The 23,428-nt window shown below is 42.0% G+C and carries 17 protein-coding genes and 1 pseudogene; 7 read left to right on the forward strand and 11 right to left on the reverse strand.

All coding sequences use genetic code 11. The features are described 5' to 3' along the window. Positions 1 to 48: 48 nt before the first annotated feature. The 7 genes and pseudogenes from HW279_RS02775 to HW279_RS02805 all read right to left on the reverse strand — a co-directional run bounded on the left by HW279_RS02775 (position 49) and on the right by HW279_RS02805 (position 7,589). A complete protein-coding gene (locus HW279_RS02775; protein ID WP_178957877.1) occupies positions 49 to 2,760 on the reverse strand; it encodes a TonB-dependent receptor in 2,712 nt (903 codons plus the stop codon). 288 nt (positions 2,761 to 3,048) lie between these two features. After that, a complete protein-coding gene (gene tilS / locus HW279_RS02780; RefSeq protein ID WP_178957878.1) occupies positions 3,049 to 4,344 on the reverse strand; it encodes a tRNA lysidine(34) synthetase TilS in 1,296 nt (431 codons plus the stop codon). 40 nt (positions 4,345 to 4,384) lie between these two features. After that, on the reverse strand, positions 4,385 to 5,239 hold the full coding sequence (locus tag HW279_RS02785; RefSeq protein WP_178957879.1) for an aminotransferase class IV: 855 nt from the start codon (positions 5,237 to 5,239) through the stop codon (positions 4,385 to 4,387). Positions 5,240 to 5,241: 2 nt separating this feature from the next. Next, positions 5,242 to 5,628 carry an START-like domain-containing protein gene (locus HW279_RS02790; protein ID WP_002673936.1) on the reverse strand — a complete coding sequence of 129 codons (387 nt, stop codon included), beginning with the start codon at positions 5,626 to 5,628 and terminating at the stop codon, positions 5,242 to 5,244. A gap of 66 nt (positions 5,629 to 5,694) precedes the next feature. Next, positions 5,695 to 6,279 (reverse strand): Crp/Fnr family transcriptional regulator, encoded by a 585-nt coding sequence (locus HW279_RS02795; protein WP_128091224.1) that lies wholly within the window; start codon positions 6,277 to 6,279, stop codon positions 5,695 to 5,697. Between the two features lie 13 nt (positions 6,280 to 6,292). Further along, positions 6,293 to 6,676, reverse strand: a complete 384-nt coding sequence (locus tag HW279_RS02800) for a TraR/DksA family transcriptional regulator (protein ID WP_002673934.1) — start codon at positions 6,674 to 6,676, stop codon at positions 6,293 to 6,295. Positions 6,677 to 6,769: 93 nt separating this feature from the next. After that, positions 6,770 to 7,589: pseudogene (locus HW279_RS02805) on the reverse strand (glycoside hydrolase family 16 protein). A gap of 800 nt (positions 7,590 to 8,389) precedes the next feature. Between HW279_RS02805 and HW279_RS02810 the strand changes: the two are divergent. The 7 genes from HW279_RS02810 to nrdG all read left to right on the forward strand — a co-directional run bounded on the left by HW279_RS02810 (position 8,390) and on the right by nrdG (position 19,993). Next, on the forward strand, positions 8,390 to 9,394 hold the full coding sequence (locus HW279_RS02810) for a BtrH N-terminal domain-containing protein (protein ID WP_178957880.1): 1,005 nt from the start codon (positions 8,390 to 8,392) through the stop codon (positions 9,392 to 9,394). A gap of 61 nt (positions 9,395 to 9,455) precedes the next feature. Then, positions 9,456 to 9,896 (forward strand): hypothetical protein, encoded by a 441-nt coding sequence (locus HW279_RS02815; protein ID WP_016478115.1) that lies wholly within the window; start codon positions 9,456 to 9,458, stop codon positions 9,894 to 9,896. Between the two features lie 80 nt (positions 9,897 to 9,976). Continuing rightward, positions 9,977 to 12,451, forward strand: a complete 2,475-nt coding sequence (locus HW279_RS02820; protein ID WP_178957881.1) for a DUF4982 domain-containing protein — start codon at positions 9,977 to 9,979, stop codon at positions 12,449 to 12,451. 152 nt (positions 12,452 to 12,603) lie between these two features. Next, positions 12,604 to 13,251: a GNAT family N-acetyltransferase gene (locus tag HW279_RS02825; protein WP_178957882.1), complete on the forward strand. Its 648-nt coding sequence runs from the start codon at positions 12,604 to 12,606 to the stop codon at positions 13,249 to 13,251. Between the two features lie 85 nt (positions 13,252 to 13,336). After that, positions 13,337 to 16,744, forward strand: a complete 3,408-nt coding sequence (gene ileS, locus HW279_RS02830) for an isoleucine--tRNA ligase (protein WP_178957883.1) — start codon at positions 13,337 to 13,339, stop codon at positions 16,742 to 16,744. Positions 16,745 to 17,736: 992 nt separating this feature from the next. Further along, positions 17,737 to 19,527 carry an anaerobic ribonucleoside-triphosphate reductase gene (gene nrdD / locus HW279_RS02835; protein WP_178957884.1) on the forward strand — a complete coding sequence of 597 codons (1,791 nt, stop codon included), beginning with the start codon at positions 17,737 to 17,739 and terminating at the stop codon, positions 19,525 to 19,527. Then, the gene (nrdG, locus tag HW279_RS02840; protein WP_002674056.1) at positions 19,508 to 19,993 is read left to right on the forward strand and encodes an anaerobic ribonucleoside-triphosphate reductase activating protein; all 486 of its coding nucleotides are present in this window, start codon (positions 19,508 to 19,510) and stop codon (positions 19,991 to 19,993) included. The genes nrdD and nrdG overlap by 20 nt, the downstream gene beginning before the upstream one ends. Positions 19,994 to 20,164: 171 nt before the next feature. Here nrdG and HW279_RS02845 read toward each other — a convergent pair whose 3' ends face one another. The 4 genes from HW279_RS02845 to HW279_RS02860 are packed head-to-tail and all read right to left on the reverse strand — an operon-like array spanning position 20,165 to position 23,421. Then, complete coding sequence (locus tag HW279_RS02845) at positions 20,165 to 21,352, reverse strand: ABC transporter permease (RefSeq protein WP_178957885.1); 1,188 nt, start codon at positions 21,350 to 21,352, stop codon at positions 20,165 to 20,167. Continuing rightward, positions 21,339 to 22,490: an ABC transporter permease gene (locus HW279_RS02850; protein ID WP_178957886.1), complete on the reverse strand. Its 1,152-nt coding sequence runs from the start codon at positions 22,488 to 22,490 to the stop codon at positions 21,339 to 21,341. The genes HW279_RS02845 and HW279_RS02850 overlap by 14 nt, the downstream gene beginning before the upstream one ends. A 26-nt stretch (positions 22,491 to 22,516) precedes the next feature. Beyond that, on the reverse strand, positions 22,517 to 22,999 hold the full coding sequence (locus HW279_RS02855) for a hypothetical protein (protein WP_178957887.1): 483 nt from the start codon (positions 22,997 to 22,999) through the stop codon (positions 22,517 to 22,519). Beyond that, the gene (locus tag HW279_RS02860) at positions 22,996 to 23,421 is read right to left on the reverse strand and encodes a hypothetical protein (RefSeq protein ID WP_178957888.1); all 426 of its coding nucleotides are present in this window, start codon (positions 23,419 to 23,421) and stop codon (positions 22,996 to 22,998) included. The genes HW279_RS02855 and HW279_RS02860 overlap by 4 nt, the downstream gene beginning before the upstream one ends. Between the last annotated feature and the right edge of the window lie 7 nt (positions 23,422 to 23,428).

The following is a 23,428-nucleotide window of genomic DNA, read 5'->3' on the forward strand; positions in this document are numbered from 1 at the left end:
AAGTAGGCAAGGCTACTTTTAAAACTTTACCTTTTATCTTTTACCTTTTCAAAGGCTCACCGCTAAGTTCACCATATAAGTACGTCCGTAACCCACAAAGTAACGATTGCCAAACGAAGGTACGCCTTGTGCGTTATCCTGTACCATCTTGCCATAATTGGCAGTACGCGATTGTTCAAAACCTCCTGAAAGGAATTGAGTGTCAAACAAGTTATTCACACTCACCATTAGGCTTACATAGGTTTTGTTGAGTCTCCACGACTTACCACCCACAAGATTTACCAAGAATACATCGTCCAAACGTTCTTGTTTGAGAAGCTTCCGAGCTAAGTCAGTATCAATATTAGTAAAAGGCGCTTTCGTGGTCGGGTCTATAAAGAACTGCGAAGTGCGGTTCAAAGCCGATAACGATACGTAGTTTTGTGCCAAGAAATTAGCCGTTGCTCCTACCCACCAATACTTAGGGTGGCGATATTCCAAACCTAATGAATAGGCTTGTTGCGGACCGCTGGGCACGTGGTAATTCTTCATCGTTACCTCATCAATAGCCTTGTTCACCTCTCCTGATGAAATGTAAAGCGACGGATTATTGATGTAAGTATATTGTCCTACCGAAGCTACTGCCGTAAGTTTAAGAGTAGGTATAAGTTGTGCTTCCGCTCCAAACTCCAACCCAAAATGGCGCTTCTTGATGCCTTCTACCGTTTGAGCCACAAAGTCTCTGTCTATTTCATCAGTAAGAGCCGTTTCAGTATAGAAGAAATTTGTTTCCGCAGTATTCTCTATCTCGGTAAAGAACCCTGTAAGGCGTCCTTTTAGGTAAGGCATACGCAAAATATAACTCGCATCGGCAGTGTAAGCCAATTCGTTCTTGATATTAGGCAACAAACGATTAGAATTGCGGACATTTGCATAGATATTGCGCACTGATTGTGGAGTATTAAAATACCCCACGTTCGCTTGTAACAAATGGCGACCGGTAAGTGCGTAGGTAAGTCCAGCTTTGGTACTCATTCCGTTTTGCACTTGCATAGCACCCTTTCCGTAAGAATCAGCATAGAGAGGATAGTTGAACTTACCTTCGCGTTGGATATCAGTATAATGGTAACGTCCTGCTACAAATAACTCGACGTTTTTAAACGTAAATTCAAACTGCGAGAAAGCTTCAGCCACATTGCTTTTAAGCGCATAAAAGTAATTCCACTTGTCGCCTTGCTTTTTCTTCATATCTGTTTCATCGGCATTGTAAGGCTTCCCTTCAAAGTAATCGTAGTTCATAAAGTAATCACCGCCAAGCAAATCGTCTATTTCAGCAAAGTTATCCGAAGAAACATTGCGGTACACTACACCCGATGTCCATTTGATGTTTTCGTGAATAGGCGTAGAAAAGTTCACATTGGCTGAGAACGTGCGTTCGCGATTGATATCATTGCTCACAATAAAAGCACTGCGCTTATCGGTAGTGTTGTAGTTCGCCCGATAAAGCTCTTCCCAGTCCAGTTGCGAATGCGTTAAGAAATAGTCTTTCTGTAAGGCTGCCATCGTTGGGTCAGAAGGGTTTTGGTTTAGGTAATAGCTTGGCAGAAGTTTATAGTAATTAGGCTCAGGATTTTGAGCATTCGAATAACTAATACGCGTATTGCCTATTTCACCAAACTGATAACCCAAGTCCACATTCAGGCGCGTGTCGTTTTTCAAATAGTTATAAGAGAAAACGAAGATAGGCTCTGAAACGATACGGTTACGCGAATTGCGCTTGTCGCCATTTTGTTTACCCCAATAAGGATTGTATTGGTAGCCCATCAAATCGAGTACCTCACGAGTCAGTGGCGAGGTCTTACCGCGCTTCACCGGTGAAAACATTCCTATCAGGTTAAAGCTACTATAGTTATTAAGCTGATATTCTATTCCTGCTGCAAAAGCATAAGCGTTGTAGAGCGTACCGTCTACCCAACTACCCTGAGGCGCAAACCTGCGTGAAGCCGAAACCATATACGCCAATCCGTTGCGCTGTACTCCCGAGTTGTAAGTAGCCATAAGCCTACCGGTATAACTGCGGTTGCTGGCTGAAGTCGTTACGCGAAGTCCTGCACGGTTAAGCGACGGACGTATATTGATGTAGTTAGAGCCCATCAATCCTCCAAAAGTATAGTCGGATTTTACCAATCCGTTGCTCATTTCTTGGTTGCGAGTGATGTCGTTAAGCCCTCCCCAATTCGCCCATTGGGCACGACCGTTTTCAAGTCGGTTCATAGGGATACCGTTAATGAGCACCGTTACGTCTTTGGAGTCATAACCACGAGGTTTGAAAAACACCGAACTGAAATCGAAAGCCGCCCTACGCATAAACACGTCTTGTGAACTTTGTAAAAGTCCAGACATCGCATCAGCACCACTTTCGTCGTCTTCTAGTTCGCTTTCAGTAATCACTGCCAATTGCTCAGCTTCCTGCTGATAGTCACCCGAGAGGGAAACCGTAGGCACGGTGTAAGGATGAGTGTCTCCTAATGAAACGAGTTGCTCAGCACTGCTATAACCACTAAGAGAGAAGAGTAGCAAGTGTTCCCCTTCTGGCAATTGAAGTGTATACTTACCTTTACTATTGGTAACTGCTTCGCGCGGAGAAGTGCTCACACGCACTTTTACCCCTTGCAAAGGCTTGTTGCTTAGTTCATCTATCACTGTTCCTTCCACTTTCACTTGCGAAAACGCCGAAACCGATACGAACAATAGCACATAGAGATATAATTTCCTTAACATAATACTATGAGGTTGATTTCTTTGAAATATGTGCCAAAGGTACAACAAAAAAATGAAATAGCAAAACAAACGAAATAAAATTATTTCACAAGAGGTTAAATAGAGTATTATAGCTGTCATACCTTTATATTTTCTTTAAGAAAACCCCACCCATTTTACCTTTTACCTCAACAAGTCCTTCCAAACCTCTCCGTTTTCTTCCGATAGCTCAGATGTGTCACTTTTAGGGGTACACACTTTGCCAAAGTTAATAGCCCGTCGTGCTACGACTGCCTGTGCGGCTCGCACCTAATTCTCTAATTTGCTAATTTTTACCGCTCTTTTGGTATCTTTGGTAATTTTAAAACGGTCGTCTAAGCGTTTGCCTACCACCCACACAATATCCTCACCACTGCATAAAAGCACTTGCTCTTCGCGCTCTATTTGGGTGTATTTCTCATCGGTAAAGAACTTGCTGAGCTTCTTCTCGCTGTTCATTCCAAAAGGATAAAACACATCGCCTTCTTTCTTATAGCGCAACATAAGTGGGTACTGCAATTTGTCGGCATCTACATATATTTCAGTAGGGATTGGATTTTTCACTTTCACCTTGCCCTCTATAAATTCAAAACTAAGATGAACGGGGTCGTATACCTCAGCCATATCTTCCGAAATCAGCAAACTTAAACTGCGTTTTGCTTCATTTGGCTTTAACCAAAGACAAGTGTTGTCTTTTATGAGGATATGGGTAGGCGAAAGTACTTGTTTACCCGCTTCGGCATTCAGCAATAGGTTTTTGAGGTCTTTTACATTGCCAAATCCGTAAGGGTAGAAGAGTTTATGTAAAACAAAGTCCAATTCAGGGACAACTTGTAGTTTTTCTATGTCTATTTGTATAGGATTATGTCCTTCAAAACAAGTTTCTTTGAGTTTTCCTATATAAAAGTCTATAAATCGCGCTGATTGGTGTAAGTATTCCTGCGTTTGATTAAAATTCTCTAAGTAATTAGGGTGTACTAATGCTAATTTTGGTATTATATCGTGGCGAATTACATTGCGCACGTATTTATTTGTTTCATTACTGCTGTCTTCACGCCATTTAAGGCGTTTTGCTTGCGCATATTCGTATATCTGCTGACGAGAAAATTGTAATAACGGACGTATGATAGTATCTTTTTTTTCTGGAATGCCTAAAAGCCCCTCTAAACCACTACCTCTGGAAAGGTTAATAAAGAAGGTTTCGAGGTTATCATTAGCGTGATGAGCCGTAGCGATAGCATCGCAGAAATGGGTGCTTGCCAACTCATCGAACCACTGATAGCGCAATTCGCGAGCTGCCAACTGAGTATTCAACTGATGAGAACTCGCATATTGATGTGTATCAAAACGCTTTACTTGTAAAGGAACACCAAGCTCCGCAGCAAAAGTGCGTACAAAAGCCTCATCGTCGTCACTTTCTGTTCCGCGCAATTGAAAGTTGCAGTGTGCTAAAAGCAGTTCTATACCGTGAGTGTACAGTAAATGTGCGAGCACTACGCTATCGATACCGCCACTAATGGCAACCAATATTTTTTTCTCTTTAAGTTTTTTAATCTCAACATTCATAATTTATTCACCTCTTTTTAATTGCCCGTGTGGCTCCCGCTTATACCACTCCAAATCGGGCACTAGTATTCAGTTTACCGATAAGGCTTTTGGCAGTAGTACAAGGATATGCTTTTTTGCGATACTGACTGATGGGCTGAATCCCTACAAGACTATTGGTAAAGAACAGCTCGTCGGCTTTTTGAAGTTCAAAAGGTGAAATAGAGGTCTCTATCACCTCGTAATCTTCGGTTTTATTAAGGGTTTTAATAAGCATCTTGCGGGTAATACCATTCAGTGCTCCATCGGTTAGTGGGGGCGTTTTTAAGGTATTGCCTTGCACTACAAAGAGGTTGCCGTTCAGCATTCCTGCAATACTCTTGTTGCTGTTCAGCAAGATGCAATTCTGATAGTCGTTTTCTTCGGCAAAAATACTGCCTAACACGTTCACCGTGCGATTAATATGCTTTACATTTGCCAAGAGGTCGGATTGTACAAAAAAGTCTTTAAAGAGTTCTACCTCGTAGGGTTCTTCGTTGAGTACATAGAAAGGATTGTTCATTACTTCGGTTTCTATGATATAATCTACTTCATTGGTAATAGGTGTATACTTACCCCCATCTTTACGGAAAACAGTAATACGCACTCGTACCGGATTATTTTCAAGGCTATTGGCTTTAATAAGTGTAAGGATTTCCTCTTCGAGGTACTCCATAGAGAATACCATAGGGATATCCATACGCAAGATACGCATACTTGCCATTAGGCGCAGGTAGTGTTCTTCCCAAAAGATTAGTTTTTGGTAGCTGTATTTGCAAGTATCGAACACACCATCACCGTAGAGGAAAGCACGGTTTTTAATAGTTAAAACAGTATCGCTATCGGTAATGAGGTTACCGTTATAATTGAGTTTCATATTTAGCTTGCTCCTATTTTAGCTTTAAGGTCGTTTATTTGGAGTTCCCAAAGCTGTTTAGCTTCTTCTATTTCATTAGGGAGGGCAAAATCAGTAATGATAAGGGAGACTTCTTGAGTCATATCATTCACATTGATTTTAATTTCGAAATAAGTAGAAGCGTCGTTATCGTCTTCCCAATGGAAACGAATATGGTCGTCCAACTTTTTGCGCAATATCTGAGCTGCTTCTTCTACTCCATTCCATACAAAAGTGTAGATTTCTTCATTAGCGCGCACATCGTCGGCGTACCACGAAGCGAGACCTGCTGGGGTAGAGATGTATTGATAGAGCAATTGCGGAGAGGCGTTTACGGTAACTTCTAATTGATATTTTTCTTTTGTTTGCATAGACAAATAGGGTATTATTACACTGTTTGATGGGCGCAATATACAACTATTTTTTGAAATAGCAAATTATTTTACCCCTTTATCACCTGTGCGAGTTGCTCCACGAATAACGCTGAGGGTTTGTTGAGTAATACCTAATAGAGAAGCTATGTGCCCTAAGGGGGCACGCAGAAGTATTTGAGGATAAGTGTGCAAGAGGAGGTCATACCGCTCTTGGGCAGTTTGGAATTTTATAGTATGTAGGCGTTCAGTAAGCGATTTGATGGCTGACACCAATAGAAATCGCATCAGGCGTTCGAGTTCTTGATGTTCGTTTATTACGCGTTCTACTTCGGGGAAAGAAGCTACCCATACTACACTGTCTTCCAGCGTTTCTAAAGAGAAGAGTGAAGGCTGGGAGAAATAGATATTTTCTACGGGAAAATAAAACTTTTGTTCCAAAAGGAAGGTGTGGGTAATGTCTTTATCTTCTTTGTTATAAAACAGGCGCAAGAGTCCCTTTTCAACATAAAACAACTGCTTGGAATGTGAGCCTTCTTTGAGCAACAAGTGGTATTTTTTGTACTCTTGTTGCTCAAATAGGCTATTGATAAAAGCAAGTGTCTCGGTGTTGATTTGAGTTTCTTGGTGTAAGTACTCGGTGAGCGTCATTTTTGGGGTATGGCTATTGCATATTTTTAGCCTCGATGCTAAGAGTAGCGTGAGGTACTGCCATAAGGCGACGTTTATCGATGAGTTTACCTGTTACACGACAGATGCCATAGGTTTTGTTTTCGATACGGATAAGTGCATTCTTGAGGTCGCGTATGAACTTTTCTTGACGAATAGCCAATGCGGTATTTTCCTCTTTGCTGGTTACCTTAGAGCCTTCTTCAAAGGCTTTGAAAGTGGGAGATGTATCGTCGGTACCATTAGTGGCACTGTTCATATATGAACTCTTGATAAGCTCTAAATCGGTTTGTGCCTTTTTGATTTTTTCTTCTATAAGCGCTTTAAATTCTTCTAATTCCTTATCGGAATAGCGCACTCTGATGTTTCCTTCTTCCATAAAAATTATAGTACTTATTTAAATTGGGGCGTAAAATTACTATTATTTTCAGAACTACCAAAATAAAAATGTTATTTTTTTTATTTGGGATTATTATTTCTGATAAAAACGCACCCAATCTACGTACATTCTTACCGGTTTGGTAAAAGGTTTTACTTCGCCTACCCAGCTACCGCCTAATTGCATATCGATGCGCAACATATAGGGGCGAGCAAAAGGGAATTGCCCTTCACTTTCTTTCCCGGGCACACGTGCATAACTAAAAGTTTGTTTGCCGTTTACATAAAAGCGCAATTGATCGGTGTCGAGCTCTACGGCATAGATATTATAATCATCGGGGTTGATAGGAGCTGTAGCGGTGCTTTTAGGAGTTTTATTACCTGCTTTGGTGTAAGTGGAGTGTATCGTATGGTGTACAAAAGGCTCGTAATTGAGTCGCTCGACGATGTCTATCTCACCACCCGTAGGCCAAGTAGCATCGGGTGTCATCCAGATAGCAGGCCAGGCTCCTTGAGTGGCTTCGAGCTTACAACGGATTTCTAAGCGTCCTTTCTCGAAGTATTTTTTGTCCTTGGTAGAAACACCCCCAGTGATATATTTAGACTTGTCTTTGGCGGGGTCTGTACTGGGCTTGCCTAAAAGAATAAGATTACCATTCTTTATCTCGAACAAACTAGGGTCTTGACTCATTGTTTTGCACCAATCGGCATCTGATTTTGGGCAAGCCCCTATTTTTGACCATATACCGGTAGCAAAGATATTGTCGCGGTTGAAATCGTCTTCCCAAACTAATTTCCACCCTCCTTTTTTTTAAATAATCGTTATTTTCTTTTGTTGAAGGGTCTTCCTTTTCTTGCTGAGAGCAGGCTATGCTAATGCTCATCACGCATAAAATAATAAATATGTTTTTCATATTGATATTGTTTTAATTAAATGTAAATATAAGGGCAAAGGTACAAAATAATTTTTTATTAGCAAAAAGAAGATGCGAGGCATTAGGTAGGGAAATGAGGTAAATGCCAATAATGCCAGAAATACCAATAATACCACCAAAGAGAATGGACGGGTCGGAGTTTTCAGACGGGTCAGACAGGTTAGAGGAGTGATTGGAGGATTCGGAAGGAAACGAAAAAGTTCGGAAGAGAGCTGAGAGAAGTTTTGGTGAAAAAAGGGTGTGAGATGGTTGGGGTTAGGATATAGAAAGGATATAGGAATGATGAACGAATGATGGACGATTGGTATAGAAAGGGTATATAAGTAGTTGATTTATACTGCAATACAACAAGGTTAAAAATGTTAAAATCAGGGTTTCGAGGCGAAAGAAAAAGAATCCTCACCCCGATCACATACTCTCCTATTCGGAGACTTCTCCCAAGGAGAGGGAGAATGTAGGGACGGAAAGGAGAATGGATAATTAGAGGATTAGCAAATTTGGAAATGAGAAAATGGGGAGGTGTAGTGACGGAAAATCAAAAGAAACCTCCCCTCTATCACATACTCCGCTCTCGCGGGGTACATACCCAGCTGTTGCTGGCTACCTCAAAGAGGGGGAATGTGGGGACGGGAAAACGACTATGAGGTTGTAAATCAGAGACAATTATTTCTCAAAACCTTGATTCACACTGATAATTTTCTTACATTTGTGTGCTTTCGCAAATTGTGAAATTTGCTCATTTGCTAATTATACGCTACCTTTGCGCTTTATTACTCAATATGACAATAGATTTTGAACATAAACAGTCGGCGCACTGTGAAAATGGAGTAGCATCTAATTTGTTGCACTTCAATGGAGTGGAACTAAGTGAACCTATGGTCTTTGGGATTGGGTCGGGACTGTTGTTCTTCTACTTTCCTTGGATAAGAGTGAACGAAGCCCCTGCTATTAGTTACCGGACAATGCCTGGACACATTTTTAGCAAAGTAGCCAAACGCTTAGGATTTAAGGTGAAACGCCAAAAATTCTCTTCTGCTGAAAAGGCGCAACAAGCCCTCGATGACAATCTTGCCAAGGGTATCCCTACGGGCTTGCAAGTGGGGGTGTTCAACTTGCCTTATTTCCCCGATGAGTACCGCTTTCATTTCAACGCACATAACTTAGTGGTTTATGGCAAAGAAGACGGCAAGTACCTTATTAGCGACCCTGTGATTCCTTATACTACAACGCTTACACCTGAGGAACTCAGCAAAGTGCGTTTTGCCAATGGGGTATTGGCACCCAAAGGACACCTCTACTACCCTACCCATTTGCCCAAAGAGTTTCAGTTGGAAAAGGCGATTTGGAAGGGTATCAAGCAGACGTGCAGTACGATGCTCGCTCCTGTGCCGATAGTGGGTGTAGCAGGGATTAAAAAACTCAGCAAGGATATACTGAAATGGCACCGCAAGAAAGGTGCGAAGACTACTAATCATTACCTTGCTCAGCTGATACGTATGCAGGAAGAGATAGGTACTGGAGGAGCAGGTTTTAGGTTTATCTACGGTGCTTTCTTGCAAGAAGCAGGCAAACTCCTGAAAAACGATGCCTTATTAGAACTCTCAAAAGAAATTACCGATATAGGCGATGCGTGGCGCGATTTTGCGGTAGCCATAGCCCGCGTATACAAGAACCGCAGCACCCAAGCTGATGTGTATAACGCCCTCTCACAGCAGTTGTACACCATAGCCGAGCGGGAAGAAACGTTTTTTAAGAAACTTCGGAAAGTAAAAGGTAAAAGATAAACTTACCAATACCAAAATAAATCCTTATATTTGCAGAATTAATGATTAAAAACATTATAAAATGAAAAAACTAATTAACGTAACATTTGCATTATTACTACTATGCTCAGCAGTTACCTTAGTTTCTTGTGGAAAAGACGATGATAAAGGGAGTGGTAAAGAGTTCCCAGAAGGCACTAGAGAAGTTACCCAAAATGGAATTAATGCTAAAATAGCTCAAGAGCGATGGGGAGGAAATGGAGGTAACACAGTGCTGTATGTAAACTTGTTATTGACAAAGTCTGACGCCAACTCAAAACCAACAGGAAAAGTTTATATGCAAGCGAGAACTAGCGATGGACAGGTTTTGCAGCCTTGGAGCAATGGCATTCAAGGACAAGGTGCAGAATTTGGAAGTCGTTGGATTGGAAATAATCATTACCTTGAATTTTCATTTTCCCTCCTCAACGGGAAACAAATGAAAGCAAACTCTGTAACCATTTCAAAAATTGAAGTGAACTAAAATAAGCGAGGAGTGAAAAGATAAACCAAAGCTATAAGAAGCTTCCAGAACTCCGATTAAAAAACTACTGATTTATAAGAATGAACAAAATCAACCTTTTACTTTTGTTAGGCGTTGTTGCTACAAGCTGGGCGCAACAACAGCAGACCCTCGAAAAAGGGTGGAAATTTACCCGTGAGGACAAACCAGTGTTCTCGCAAACTAACTACAACGATGCGAAATGGCAACGCGTTACCGTGCCTCACGATTGGGCTATCTATGGTCCTTTTGATATGGAAAACGATATCCAGCGCACGGCTATCAAGCAGGACGGACAAAAAGCGGCTATTGAACACACAGGGCGCACAGGAGGCTTGCCTTTTGTAGGCGTGGGTTGGTACCGCACGCAGTTCAATGTGCCTGAACTTACGTCAGATAAGCAAGTGTTTGTACAGTTTGACGGGGCGATGAGTAACCCCGAAGTGTTTGTAAACGGACAAAAAGCGGGTGAGTGGCACAACGGCTACAACACTTTCTTCTTGGATATCACTCCTTACGTAAAAGCCAATAACAACACTTTGGCAGTGCGACTCAACAACCTTACCCAGATGTCGCGTTGGTATCCAGGGGCAGGCTTGTACCGCAATGTGCATATTATCACTAAAAACAAGACGCATATCCCTATTTGGGGTGTGCAGATTACCACCCCCGAAATAACAAACACCTTCGCCAAAGTAGTAGTAAATACTGAGTTTGTAGCTGATAAAAAGACTGCCATCACAGCAGAGACTATTATTTTCGACGAACGAGGTGAAAGAGTAGCATATGCTAATACCAAAGCGACTCCTTACACTACCGATAAGATTTCAGCAAAGCTGTATATTGATAATCCCCGTTTGTGGGACATCGGCAAGCCGTACCTCTATAAAGCTGTTACCAAGCTCTATGAAGGTGATACTGTAAAAGATGAGGTAACCACTACTTTTGGGGTTCGCTCTATCGAACTCAAGCCTAACGATGGTCTGTACCTCAACGGGCGCAAAATCAAAATACAAGGGGTGTGTATGCACCACGATTTAGGTCCGCTGGGCGGGGCAGTAAATGAGAGTGCTATACGTCGACAAATACGCATTATGCAGGATATGGGAGTGAATGCTATCCGCACTTCGCACAATATGCCCGCACCTGAATATGTGCGCGCTGCCGATGAAATGGGTATGCTACTCGCCGTAGAGAGTTTCGACGAATGGGCTATCCCAAAAGTAGAAAACGGTTATCACTTGTACTTCAAAGAATGGGTAGAAAAAGACCTTACGAACCTTGTAAAACACTACCGCAACAACCCTAGCGTGCTGATGTGGTTCATCGGGAATGAGGTGGAAGAACAGAGTGTAGAAAGTGGCTCGCAAGTAGCGCGCTATTTGCAAGATATCATCAAAAAATACGATACTACCCGCCCCGTGAGCAATGGTATGGATAGACCCCACGATGTACTTAAAAACAATATGGCAGCAACGATGCAGTTAATGGGTTTTAATTACCGTCCGTTTAAGTACAAAGAGGCTTACCGCAAGTTGCCACAACAGCTTATTTTGGGTAGTGAAACCGCCTCAACAGTGAGTTCGCGTGGGGTGTATAAATTCCCCGTAGAGCGCAAATCAATGGCTAAATACCCCGATATGCAATCGTCGTCTTATGACGTAGAACACTGCGGTTGGTCGAACTTGCCCGAAGACGACTGGATACATCAAGAGGACTTGCCTTATACCATAGGAGAGTTCATCTGGACAGGCTTCGACTATCTGGGCGAACCTACTCCTTACTATGTAGAATGGCCTTCCCACAGTTCCTATTTTGGGGCAGTAGATTTGGCAGGACTACCCAAAGACCGTTTCTATCTCTACCGCTCGCATTGGAATAAGGAAGCCGAAACCTTGCATATCCTCCCTCATTGGAATTGGGAAGGGCGCGAGGGGCAAACAACTCCTATCTTCGTTTATACTAATTATCCCTCAGCCGAATTGTTTATCAATGGCAAAAGTCAAGGAAAACGCAGTAAAGACCTTTCGGTAAAATTAGAAAAGGAAGAAAAAGACGGCAATCCGTCAGACCTCAACCGTCAGAAACGTTACCGCCTAATGTGGATGGATACTAAGTACGAACCTGGTACTGTGAAAGTAGTAGCTTATGATGCCAATGGTAAGGCAGTAGCCGAAAAAGAAATCCGTACTGCTGGCAAGCCTTATGCATTGCGCCTTACCACTGAGCATAAAACAGAGCTCACCCCTAATAGTAAAGACCTCGCTTTTATCACCGTAGAAGCGGTAGATAAGGACGGCAATCTATGCCCAACAGTGAATGACCTTGTACAGTTCAGTGTGAAAGGAGCAGGCTTTTATAAAGCGGCAGCCAATGGCGATGCTACTTGCACCGACCCATTTCACTTGCCTAAAATGCACCTCTTCAACGGGAAATTAGTGATGATGGTACAAGCAGGTGAAAAAGCAGGAGAGATTACTATTGAGGCAAAAAGTAGAACGCTAAAAGGAAAGATTTCAGTAGAAGTTAGGAAATAGAACATAGAAATTAGATGCTGTTATTTTTATATGCTTTGCCAAAGGACAAGAGCCTTTGGCAAAGTTTTTTATAGTAGAGGTAGAGCTGAGAACAATTGGTGTATTAACAAAAATATTATATCTTTGTACTTTCATCTACAAATCGTCTACTTATGAACTACCGTCTTGCCTCTCCCGCCGACGCTCGCAAAGTAGCCACTGTGCTCACCGATGCTTTTGCTAACTACAATATGTATCGTGCAGTGCTCAACTCTTTTTTTACTACCGATAGCAAGTATATAGACTATCTGAACAAATTGCATTATGTGCAAGTGATGAGCAATATCCGTAAGGGGTATTGCCTGATAGCCGAAGAAAACAGCGAAATTATAGCTGTTGCCGTGATGCAATCACTGCACCACACCCGTATTACCCTTTGGGACTACCTGCGCTCAGGAGCTTTTGCCCTTTGGCATTATGCCAAACCTACTCAATGTTTTTTGCCTTTCTTAGACAAGAGTAGCGAGCACGCCAAAAAACAAACTTCTGAAAACAAGTGGTATTTAGAGAGTTTTGTAGTGAGTCCCGCGTGGCAAGGTAAACACGTAGGAGGTAGATTTTTAGAGGAAGCCGTTTTGCCTTTGGTAGCGCGTGAAGGAGGTAGCCAACTCAGCTTGGTTACTAATACCGAAACCAATGTATCTTTCTACCAAAAACACGGTTTTGAGCAAATCCACCAAACCAAAATAGGAGGCGTAGATGTTTGGACGATGCTAATGGAAGTGAAGAGTTGCTATAAAGCACCCGATTATCTTGATTAGAACAGCAACTTGGTACTTTGAAACTTTTTTTCTACTTTTGCACCAACATTAACCATTCACCATTCATCATTAATTATTGTTTTATATGAAATTCAACGAGTACAAACACTTAGATCTTACTAAGATAGCAGAAGAAATATTGGCTTTCTGGAAAGCCGCTAACATCTTTGAGCAGAGTATCGCCTCACGTGAGGGTGCTATTCCGTTCGTGTTTTTTGAAGGACCGCCATCTGCCAATGGAGTGCCTGGTATTCACCACGTGATGGCGCGCTCTATTAAGGATATTTTCTGCCGCTATAAAACTCAGAAAGGATTTCAAGTAAAACGCAAAGCAGGTTGGGATACCCACGGCTTGCCCGTAGAACTCGGGGTAGAGAAAGAACTCGGCATTACCAAAGAAGATATAGGCAAAAAAATAAGCGTAGAGGACTATAACAAGGCTTGTAAGGAAGCCGTGATGCGCTATACCGACATCTGGAACGACCTTACTGAGAAAATAGGCTATTGGGTGGATATGGAAGACCCTTATATCACCTATAAGCCTAAGTATATGGAAAGCGTGTGGTGGCTTTTGAAACAGCTGTACAACAAACAGTTGCTATACAAAGGCTACACTATTCAGCCTTATTCGCCTAAGGCAGGTACAGGTTTATCATCGCACGAACTCAACCAACCTGGTTGCTATCGCGATGTGAGCGATACTACGGTTGTGGCGCAGTTTAAAGTAAAAACATTAGCAGCAGCGGCAAGTAAAGCCTTGAGTAACGCTACAGCTCCTATCCATATCCTCGCTTGGACAACTACCCCTTGGACATTGCCTTCCAATACCGCGCTTGCCGTGGGCAAAGAGATTGACTATGTACTCGTAAAAACATTCAATCAATATACTTTTGAGCCGATTACTATCATCATCGGCAAACCGCTTTTGGCAAAACAATTCGGCAAGAAATTCGTAGAGGGCGATGCAGCTGCTCTGGCGGCTTACACACCCGAAAGCAAAACTATCCCTTACCAAATATTAGGCGAGTGCAAGGGTGCTGACCTTGTGGGTACTACTTATGAGCAACTCATTCCTTGGTGCACTCCTGCCGAAAACTCTACTGAGGCTTTCCGCGTGATTGCAGGCGATTTTGTTACCACCGATGATGGTACAGGTATCGTACATATCGCGCCTACTTTTGGTGCGGATGACGCCCGTGTAGCCAAAGAATACGGCGTGCCACCAATGCTTGTGAAAGACGCGCACGGCAATTTGATTCCGCTCGTAGATTTGCAAGGAAAATTCATCACAGGACACAATATTCCTGAGGCTTTTGCGGGTAAATACATCAAAAATGAGTATTACGATGCAGGGCAAGCGCCTGAAAAATCGTGGGATGTGAGCTTGGCAATTCTCCTCAAAGAAGAAAACAAAGCCTTCAAAGTAGAAAAATACGTACACAGCTATCCGCACTGCTGGCGTACTGATAAACCGGTGTTGTACTACCCGCTCGACTCGTGGTTCGTACGCGTAACCGATTTCAAAGAACGTATGTTCGACCTCAATGAAACCATCAACTGGAAACCTAAAGCTACCGGTGAAGGGCGTTTTGGCAACTGGCTCAAAAATGCTAACGACTGGAACCTTTCGCGTTCGCGCTATTGGGGTATCCCGTTACCTATTTGGCGTACAGCCGATAAGCAAGAGGAAATCTGCATCGGTTCGGTAGAAGAACTAAAAGCCGAAATACAAAAAGCTATTGCAGCGGGCGTAATGACAACCGACCCTTATAAAGATTTTGTAGTGGGCGACAACTCCGAAAGCAATTACGACAAGGTAGATTTACACAAAAATATAGTAGATAACATAGTGCTCGTATCGCCATCAGGCAAGCCAATGCACCGCGAAACCGACCTTATTGACGTATGGTTCGACTCTGGGTCTATGCCGTATGCACAATGGCACTATCCTTTTGAAAACAAGGACTATATAGAAAATCATACCGCTTACCCTGCTGACTTTATAGCCGAAGGGGTAGACCAAACACGCGGTTGGTTCTATACACTTCACGCCATTGCTACTTCGGTATTCAATAGCGTGGCGTACAAAAACGTAGTGTCTAACGGTTTGGTGCTTGACAAGAACGGACAAAAGATGTCGAAACGCTTGGGCAATGCGGTAGACCCATTCACAACCATAGCCGAGTACGGTGCCGATGCCACTCGCTGGTATATGATTTCCAACGCGAACCCTTGGGACAACCTCAAATTCGATTTGGAAGGGGTAGCTGAGGTGCGCCGCAAATTCTTCGGTACACTTTACAACACTTATTCATTCTTTGCGCTCTATGCCAATACCGACAGCTTTACATACTCCGAAGCGGATATACCATTAGCTGAACGCCCTGAAATAGATCGCTGGATACTTTCGGAACTCAACACCCTTATCAAAGAAGTAGATGCGCTCTACGCTGATTATGAGCCTACCCGTGCTACCCGTGCTATCTCCGATTTTGTACAAGAAAACCTTAGTAACTGGTATGTGCGCTTATCACGTCGTCGTTTCTGGAAAGGAGAGTACGAAACCGATAAGATAGCTGCTTACCAAACGCTTTACACTTGCTTAGTAACCATTGCTAAACTGATGGCACCTGTAGCACCTTTCTATGCTGATAGATTGTACAAAGACTTGGTGAGCGTTACCGGTAAAGAAAACAAAGAGAGTGTACACCTTACTGATTTCCCTGTGGCTAATGAAAGCTACATCAATAAATCATTAGAAAGCAAGATGCAGAAAGCGCAGACTATCTCGTCTTTAGTACTATCATTGCGCAAGAAAGAAAGCATCAAGGTGCGTCAGCCATTGCAAAAGATAATGATACCGATAGCCAACGCCACCGAGCGTGCTGAAATAGAAGCGGTAGCAAACCTCATCAAGCACGAGGTGAATGTGAAAGAAATAGAGCTTTTGGAAGATGCATCGGGTATATTGGTGAAACAAATCAAACCGAACTTCAAGACCTTAGGACCTAAGTTTGGCAAAGATATGAAAGCCATTGCCACAGCGGTACAAGAATTTGGTCAGCAGGAAATAGCACAGTTTGAAAAAGCACAAACGTACAGCTTGCAACTGCCCGACAAAACGGTTACTTTGAGCTTGGACGATGTAGAAATTAGCACCCAAGATATAGAAGGCTGGTTGGTAGCTACTGCTGGTAGCTTATTGGTAGCTTTAGATATTCACATCACCCCCGAACTGCGCCAAGAAGGTATTGCTCGTGAGTTGGTGAACCGCATTCAGAATATCCGTAAGGACAATGATTACGACATCACCGACCGCATACAAATACGCCTCCAAACGCACCCAGCCCTACAAGAGGCAGTAACCGCGAACGAGGCTTACATCAAGAATGAAACTCTTACCGACAGCATTACTTTTGTAGATAGCCTGCCAGAGGGTGAAGAAATAGCTTTCGATGAAGTAGCGACAAAAATAGTAGTTGGTCGGTCGTAATACAACAAGCTGTCACACACTTTGCCAATATCCCTAGATTTTGACAAAGTGATAAGAAAAGCGCGATGTTTAAGATAATAAACATCGCGCTTTTTTATTGACTTATTTACTAATTTTTCTTCTCTTTTCTTTCGCCTCGAAACCCCGTTTTTAACATTTTTAGCGGTGTTGTATTACTTTATGAATCAACTACTTATATACCCTTTCTATACCAATCGTCCAAGATTCGTATAAGCTTCCTATAAGCTCTCTATAAGCTAACCACACCCATCTTACAGCTCATTTTTTACCTTTTACCTCAACACGTCCTTCCGTTCTTTTCCGTTTCCTTCCGAATCCTCCAACCTATCCTCTAAACTGTCGGACTCGTCTGAAAAGTCCGCCTCGCCCATTCCCCTTGGTGGTATTATTGGCATTTCTGGTATTTCTGGCATTATTAGCTTTTACCCCATTTTCTAATTAAAAGTATATTTCAAAAAGTGTTTAGGTACTGAAAACTTTTATTTTTAGAATTAGAAAGATAAAAAAGTGAGGTTTAACGGCAGAAAATTTTAGAGCATTTATAACTTATAAAGATAATTTTGTCCTAACTTTATAACTATCAAAATGTTCACCGAATTTGTTAATAACTGTGTTGATAACTATTTTGTTTTTGTTGAAAACTTATTACTTTATTCCGTACCTTTGCCCCAGCAACTAAGAAAAAAACACTTCCCCTTTTTAGGGAACTTATAAAAGCAATACCATTCAATGCATTATAAATGAGTGATTTATATAAGTCTCTCCGTGCTTTCTTTCTCTCTAAGAAAAAGGAAAGAGATAAAAAATAAAGTCATTAGGCTGTGTTTGTATTATATAAACATTCCTTTGCATTACATACTTGAAAATTGTTAATAAAATAGGAAAATTAGTAATCGTTATCATTACAATTTGGAGGCTTAACTCTCGAGAAAATAAATTTGTATCTGAAATAATAATAAAAATAAAAAATTATGTCTAAATTCACTAAGCTTACAGCTGAACAGCTTCAAACAAAGCGTAATTTCATCGAAAATTACCTACAATCTCACAATGCCGCTACTGGGTCTCTCTTCGATGCCAATGCCAATGTGGCACATAAAAACATCGCTACAATGGAGGCAGAACTCAATAAAGATATCAATATCCAAGTGAACCGTTCGCTCGTGTCTCACAAAATCGAACAGCTCTTTGGCAAAGAATTAGCCGATGAGTATATCCGTCAGATTGAGGAACACGAAATCTACGTGCACGACGAAACGAGCCTCAAACCTTATTGTGTGAGCGTTTCGATGTATCCTTTGCTCTTGGACGGACTTGTAAAACTCGGCGGTGAAAGCAAAGCTCCGCAACACTTGGCTAGCTATTGCGGGTCGTTCGTGAACTTCCTCTTTTCCGTTTCCTCTCAGTTTGCAGGAGCGGTAGCAACGGTAGAATTCCTAATGTACTTCGACCATTTTGCTCGTAAAGACTATGGCAACGATTACCTCAACACCCATCGTGAGGTGATAGAAAACGAACTGCAACACGTAGTATACGCTATCAATCAGCCAGCGGCAGCACGTGGCTATCAGTCGGTATTCTGGAATATATCGCTGTATGACCGTCCGTATTTCGACTCTATGTTCGGTACATTCGTTTACCCCGATGGTAGCAAGCCTACTTATGAATCTTTAGACAAGCTCCAACAGTTCTTTATGCATTGGTTCAACATCGAGCGCACCAAAGCGATACTCACCTTCCCTGTGGTAACCGCAGCAATGCTCACTAAGGACAAACACGTGTACGACGAGCATTTTGCACGCTTCTGTGCCAAAGAGCTCAGCGAGGGCAATGCCTTCTTCATCTATCAATCGGACAACGCCGATTCATTAGCAAGTTGCTGTCGCTTACGCAATGAAATTTCCGATAACACTTTTAGTTATTCACTTGGGGCAGGAGGGGTTTCTACCGGTAGTATTAATGTGATAACTATTAATATGAATCGCCTATACCAAAAACACTTGTCGTTGGAACGCACCTTAGATAATATCCATAAATACCAAGTAGCTTACCGTGCTATTGTGCAAGAGTACAAAGATGCGGGTATGTTACCAGTGTACGATGCAGGCTTTATCTCACTTGATAAGCAATTCCTCACCGTTGGTATTAACGGAATGGTGGAAGCTGCCGAGTATTTAGGCATTCGCATTTCCGACAACCCTGACTATAAAGCGTTCATCAACAAGAACCTCAAACTAATTTACGACAAGAACAAGGAAGCTAAAGCTAAATACGGCTTTATGTTCAATACCGAGTTTGTACCTGCCGAGAACTTAGGTGTAAAGAATGCTGCTTGGGACAAAGCCGATGGCTTGCAAGTACCTCGCGATTGCTACAATTCTTATTTCTATATCGTTGAGGACAACTCTCAAAACCTTATCGATAAGTTCTATTTGCACGGAAACGACTATATACAGTACTTAGACGGCGGTTCGGCTTACCACTGCAATCTCGAAGAATACACCACTGCCGAAGGTTTTTATAAGTTGCTAAATGTAGCCGCTAAAACGGGTTGTAACTACTTCTGCTTTAATATATGCGTAACCGTGTGCAACGATTGTGGTTATATTGATAAACACACGCACGACCATTGCACCCATTGTGGTTCTGAAAATATCGACCACGCGACACGGGTGATAGGCTATCTCAAACGCATCACTAATTTCTCTAAAGACCGACAAAAAGAAGCTAAAATACGTTACTATGGGAACGCTACGGTATAGCAGTTACGATATAGTCCTCCAAGAAGTACCCAACGAGATATCCCTGTGTTTTACCATCACAGGGTGTCCGTTGGCGTGTGAGGGTTGCCATTCCGAATATATTTGGGACGGTAGCAAAGGCTGTGCGCTTACTAATGAAGGTTTGGAACAACTGCTTAGCAAGTATGAAGATATGATAAGCTGTGTGCTGTTTATGGGAGGCGAGTGGCAGGTAGAGACCCTGCTCTCGCTTATCTTCCAAGTGAAGTGCAAACGGCTGAAAACGGCACTCTATACAGGGCTTAACCTCAAGCAAGTACAGCGCAAATACCCTGAGTTGTTAGGGTGTTTAGACTACATCAAAACCGGCAAATGGTTACCTAAACTCGGTGGCTTAGATAGCCCCACCACCAATCAAGAGTTTTTAAACCTGCAAACCGGAGAGGTGATGAATAAAGTGTTTTTAAAGGTAAAAGGAAAAGCCTGACTGCAGGCGTAGCTAGGTGTGTGAATAAGGAAATAATACCAAGATTTCACACATACAGCTATCTCCTCTTTTATTGTTGCTTGTGTGATGGGAGTGATAGACTACAAACATACGAAAGACAAACAGGAAGTAATAAAAAAAGAACGACTTAATTAAGCCGTTCTTTTTTTATTACTTGTTTAACACTCTCCTTAGGGTAAGGGTGGCTAATACTAAATATACCAAACACAGTGCCCACATTCCCAGCCAATATGGCATAATGGTAGTGATATGAGCTCCCATCTGGGTAATAGATATAAAACCCTTGCTCCCTAAAGTAGTAGGTACAATATACGAAAAAACACTCAGCCATTCAGGCATCGCTACGGTAGGCCACGAAAAGCCAGTAAGCATCACCGCAGGCAAAGAGGTATACATAATGAGCATAATGGCGTCTTCACGTCGATGTAAAAAGTTCAGCAAGCAAAGTCCCATAAATACAATCGACAGGATAAAAGGTATCATAAAAACCATAGTACTTAGCATCGTACTACGTACAGGAATGCCAAACAGTGGCATTATAATTCCTAAAATAATGAGTAATATCACCATTGAAAAGGCTAAATAAGTAGTAGCTTTCCCCATCACAATAGGCAAAGCTCCCCAAAAACTATCGGAGTTAGGATATATTTTTTTAAGTTTATTACCCTCTCGCATCGTTCCTCCTAACATACCTACGGCAGTGAGTATGGTAGTTTGAAAGATAATCACAAGCACTATGGGAATAAGGAAAGTAGCATAACCTAAAGAGGGATTGTATAAGCTCACTACTTGGGCACTCACGGGCATTGCCTCATCGCGTGCTTGGGTAGGGAGTTTGCCTTGTGCCGAAGTGCGTTTCACCTCAACCCCTGCATTCAGGTAAGTAGCCGACACTTTAGCGGCGGTAAGTATTTGCTTGTAATAAAGCATATAGGAAGCATCGGCATAGACCGATATAGTGGGTTGTTCCCCGCGTTGTAGGTCACGTGAAAAGCCGTTGGGAATGGCTACTATCCCGCGTATTTTCTCCTGCTGAAAGGCTTTCTGAGCTTCGGTGAGGTTGAGGTAACTGCTGTAAATAGCGGTCTGACTCGTGGCATCAATCATACGTAACAACTGACGGCTTTGGGCAGTATTATCCTCATCTACTACTCCAATAGGAAGCTCTTGCAAGGTCTCTTCGGAATAGAGATAAGTATAGATAAACGACACGGCAATCGCTACAATTACAAACGAAAAGAACACCGCCTTGTCGCGAAATATATATTTGGCTTCCCAAAGCATCGCACGAGTGAAATCGGCTGAACTTTGATATATGTAACTTCTAAACTGTTTCATAACCTCCTGATTTTATCTTTTTCACAAACATAGGATAAGCCACTATAAGCAACAGTCCAAAGAGCAATAATGCCAAAAGTGGTTGCCACGTCATCTCTACAGGAATGCCCTTAATGGCGCGATTTACATAGTATTTCATAAAATGAGCATACGGAAAGATTTGCGCTAAATACTGCATACTCTTAGGGAGCCCTTCCATAGGAAAAGTATAAGCGGCAAATGAGAAGGCAATCGCTGTAAAACCACTGCCTATGGTAAGTGCCGACCTAAAATTAGGCAATATAGAAACGAGTGCAATACCTATAATCTGATAGATTACTACTAAGGCAAAAGTAATAAGCACCACATTCAGCATTGGGATATGCAAAGGAGCCCCGATAAGCTCAAAGAGGAGGTAATTCATCCACCACGCTACAAAAAAGAGCACTAAGGTATAAGGCAAGAGTTTTCCCACAAGGGCTTTCAGCGGATTGCCACCTGCTTGCTTGAGCCACTGTTTCCCTCGATGGTAGCGGAACTCTATTCCTAATACATACACCGTTACCATCATCACAATCATTTGGAGCATCATCGGCAAGAGTGCTGTGAGTAGGTAATAGGCATAGTTAGAATAAGGATTGTACAAGGCGTGGTCATCTACTCTTATGGGTTGGGCTTCGGCACGTACCTTCTCGGTTTGTTGCCCTTTTTGCATTTTCTTCTTCATCACCAAGCCTGCTGAGAACATCCCTACGGTAGTTTGGAAATCCTTTTGGATAAGACTTGCCCCCAGCATAAACTGACTATTAGTATAGCAAATCACCGATTGGTTTTCACCTTTGAAGAGTTTCTGCTGAAAGTCGGCAGGAATAACGATAAAGCCCATTATCTGCTGTTGCTGGATAAGTTGTTGGGCTTCTTGTTCATCGGTGAGTTTGATTTTCAGGTCGATGTTTGGCGTAGCATCAAGCATACGCAAAAGGTTCTCGGACAGCTGACTTTGGTCGTAATTGATATACGCCATAGGCAGGTCGCGAGGCACGCCTTTGTAGAAAATAGCTGCAAAGAACCCAAAGATAACCAAGGGAAACACCAAAACGTAAAACAGCCGTTTGGGTGATAGGAAAAAGTTCTTGCATTCTTTTTTAAATAAATACATAATTAATTTGTCAATTAGCTAATTAGTTAGATTTCTTCAGCATCTTCTAAGTTTTCTATTAGGATAGGTTCTTTGTCTTTAAAATGAAAAGAAACACCATAAGGTTCGCAAAAGCTGAAACTACCTTCGGCAAAATGCAATATCCACTCTTTGTTGTCATAGAACAGGAACTGTGGACTTTCAAAAGGAACTTCTTGCAAGGGAACACTTAACAATCGTTTTTCTTCTTCTGAAAGATGAAAGCTATCTGAGCATATCAGCAGTTGTTTTTGAAAATAAGAAAGTGCCTTGGCTACCAACTTATCTGCGCTGACAAGGATTTTTTCAATAAAAGCAATAGTATCTGCTGTGATGGTTTTACTTTTGCTAAACACAGAAAAAGGTAGCTGTAAAGTTTCTTTGTAGAAATCACTTTTCCACTGATATGAAGCCTCCCAAAAATAGTCGTCTCCCACTTTTTGTGAGAAAGTAAGAGTGCTAAACTTGGTGGTATAATTAGATATGTTCATTGCTTTAACCAATTAATTTCTTCTTTACTAAGGAGAAAATATTTATATACAAAGTTTTCGCAGGCTTCTTGTTCGCTATCAAAAGACTGTTCATCACAGAAGCAACGAGTATCGGCAAGGCATACCGCCCATTGGTTTTCTCGTTGCAGAAGACAAGCGTTATCCACAGCTACATTTCCTTGCTCAAAAGTATTTGTTTTAAAATAGCACTGAGCAGGGTTATAGTTCAAGGCTTCTAAAGCTTGTAACAACTCTTTGAATGTGGGAATAGGGAATTGTTCTTTTATCTGGGCTAAAAGTTGTTGCCTTTTCTTCCTTTCTTGTTTGTTTTTCTTGGAAAACCAAATGAGTATAAACGCCCAAGCCAAAACAGCTATTAATAGAGGGGCAAGTATATTGTAATTCACAAGAGCATTCCACATAGGCTTT

Source organism: Capnocytophaga sp. oral taxon 903 (assembly GCF_013394785.1).
Taxonomy (GTDB): domain Bacteria; phylum Bacteroidota; class Bacteroidia; order Flavobacteriales; family Flavobacteriaceae; genus Capnocytophaga; species Capnocytophaga ochracea.

Coding starts and splice junctions, on each gene's coding strand:
- HW279_RS02775 (WP_178957877.1), bottom strand. CDS start 2,760: ATGTTAAGGAAATTATATCTCTATGTGCTATTGTTCGTATCGGTTTCG.
- tilS (WP_178957878.1), bottom strand. CDS start 4,344: ATGAATGTTGAGATTAAAAAACTTAAAGAGAAAAAAATATTGGTTGCC.
- HW279_RS02785 (WP_178957879.1), bottom strand. CDS start 5,239: ATGAAACTCAATTATAACGGTAACCTCATTACCGATAGCGATACTGTT.
- HW279_RS02790 (WP_002673936.1), bottom strand. CDS start 5,628: ATGCAAACAAAAGAAAAATATCAATTAGAAGTTACCGTAAACGCCTCT.
- HW279_RS02795 (WP_128091224.1), bottom strand. CDS start 6,279: ATGACGCTCACCGAGTACTTACACCAAGAAACTCAAATCAACACCGAG.
- HW279_RS02800 (WP_002673934.1), bottom strand. CDS start 6,676: ATGGAAGAAGGAAACATCAGAGTGCGCTATTCCGATAAGGAATTAGAA.
- HW279_RS02810 (WP_178957880.1), top strand. CDS start 8,390: ATGACAATAGATTTTGAACATAAACAGTCGGCGCACTGTGAAAATGGA.
- HW279_RS02815 (WP_016478115.1), top strand. CDS start 9,456: ATGAAAAAACTAATTAACGTAACATTTGCATTATTACTACTATGCTCA.
- HW279_RS02820 (WP_178957881.1), top strand. CDS start 9,977: ATGAACAAAATCAACCTTTTACTTTTGTTAGGCGTTGTTGCTACAAGC.
- HW279_RS02825 (WP_178957882.1), top strand. CDS start 12,604: ATGAACTACCGTCTTGCCTCTCCCGCCGACGCTCGCAAAGTAGCCACT.
- ileS (WP_178957883.1), top strand. CDS start 13,337: ATGAAATTCAACGAGTACAAACACTTAGATCTTACTAAGATAGCAGAA.
- nrdD (WP_178957884.1), top strand. CDS start 17,737: ATGTCTAAATTCACTAAGCTTACAGCTGAACAGCTTCAAACAAAGCGT.
- nrdG (WP_002674056.1), top strand. CDS start 19,508: ATGGGAACGCTACGGTATAGCAGTTACGATATAGTCCTCCAAGAAGTA.
- HW279_RS02845 (WP_178957885.1), bottom strand. CDS start 21,352: ATGAAACAGTTTAGAAGTTACATATATCAAAGTTCAGCCGATTTCACT.
- HW279_RS02850 (WP_178957886.1), bottom strand. CDS start 22,490: ATGTATTTATTTAAAAAAGAATGCAAGAACTTTTTCCTATCACCCAAA.
- HW279_RS02855 (WP_178957887.1), bottom strand. CDS start 22,999: ATGAACATATCTAATTATACCACCAAGTTTAGCACTCTTACTTTCTCA.
- HW279_RS02860 (WP_178957888.1), bottom strand. CDS start 23,421: ATGTGGAATGCTCTTGTGAATTACAATATACTTGCCCCTCTATTAATA.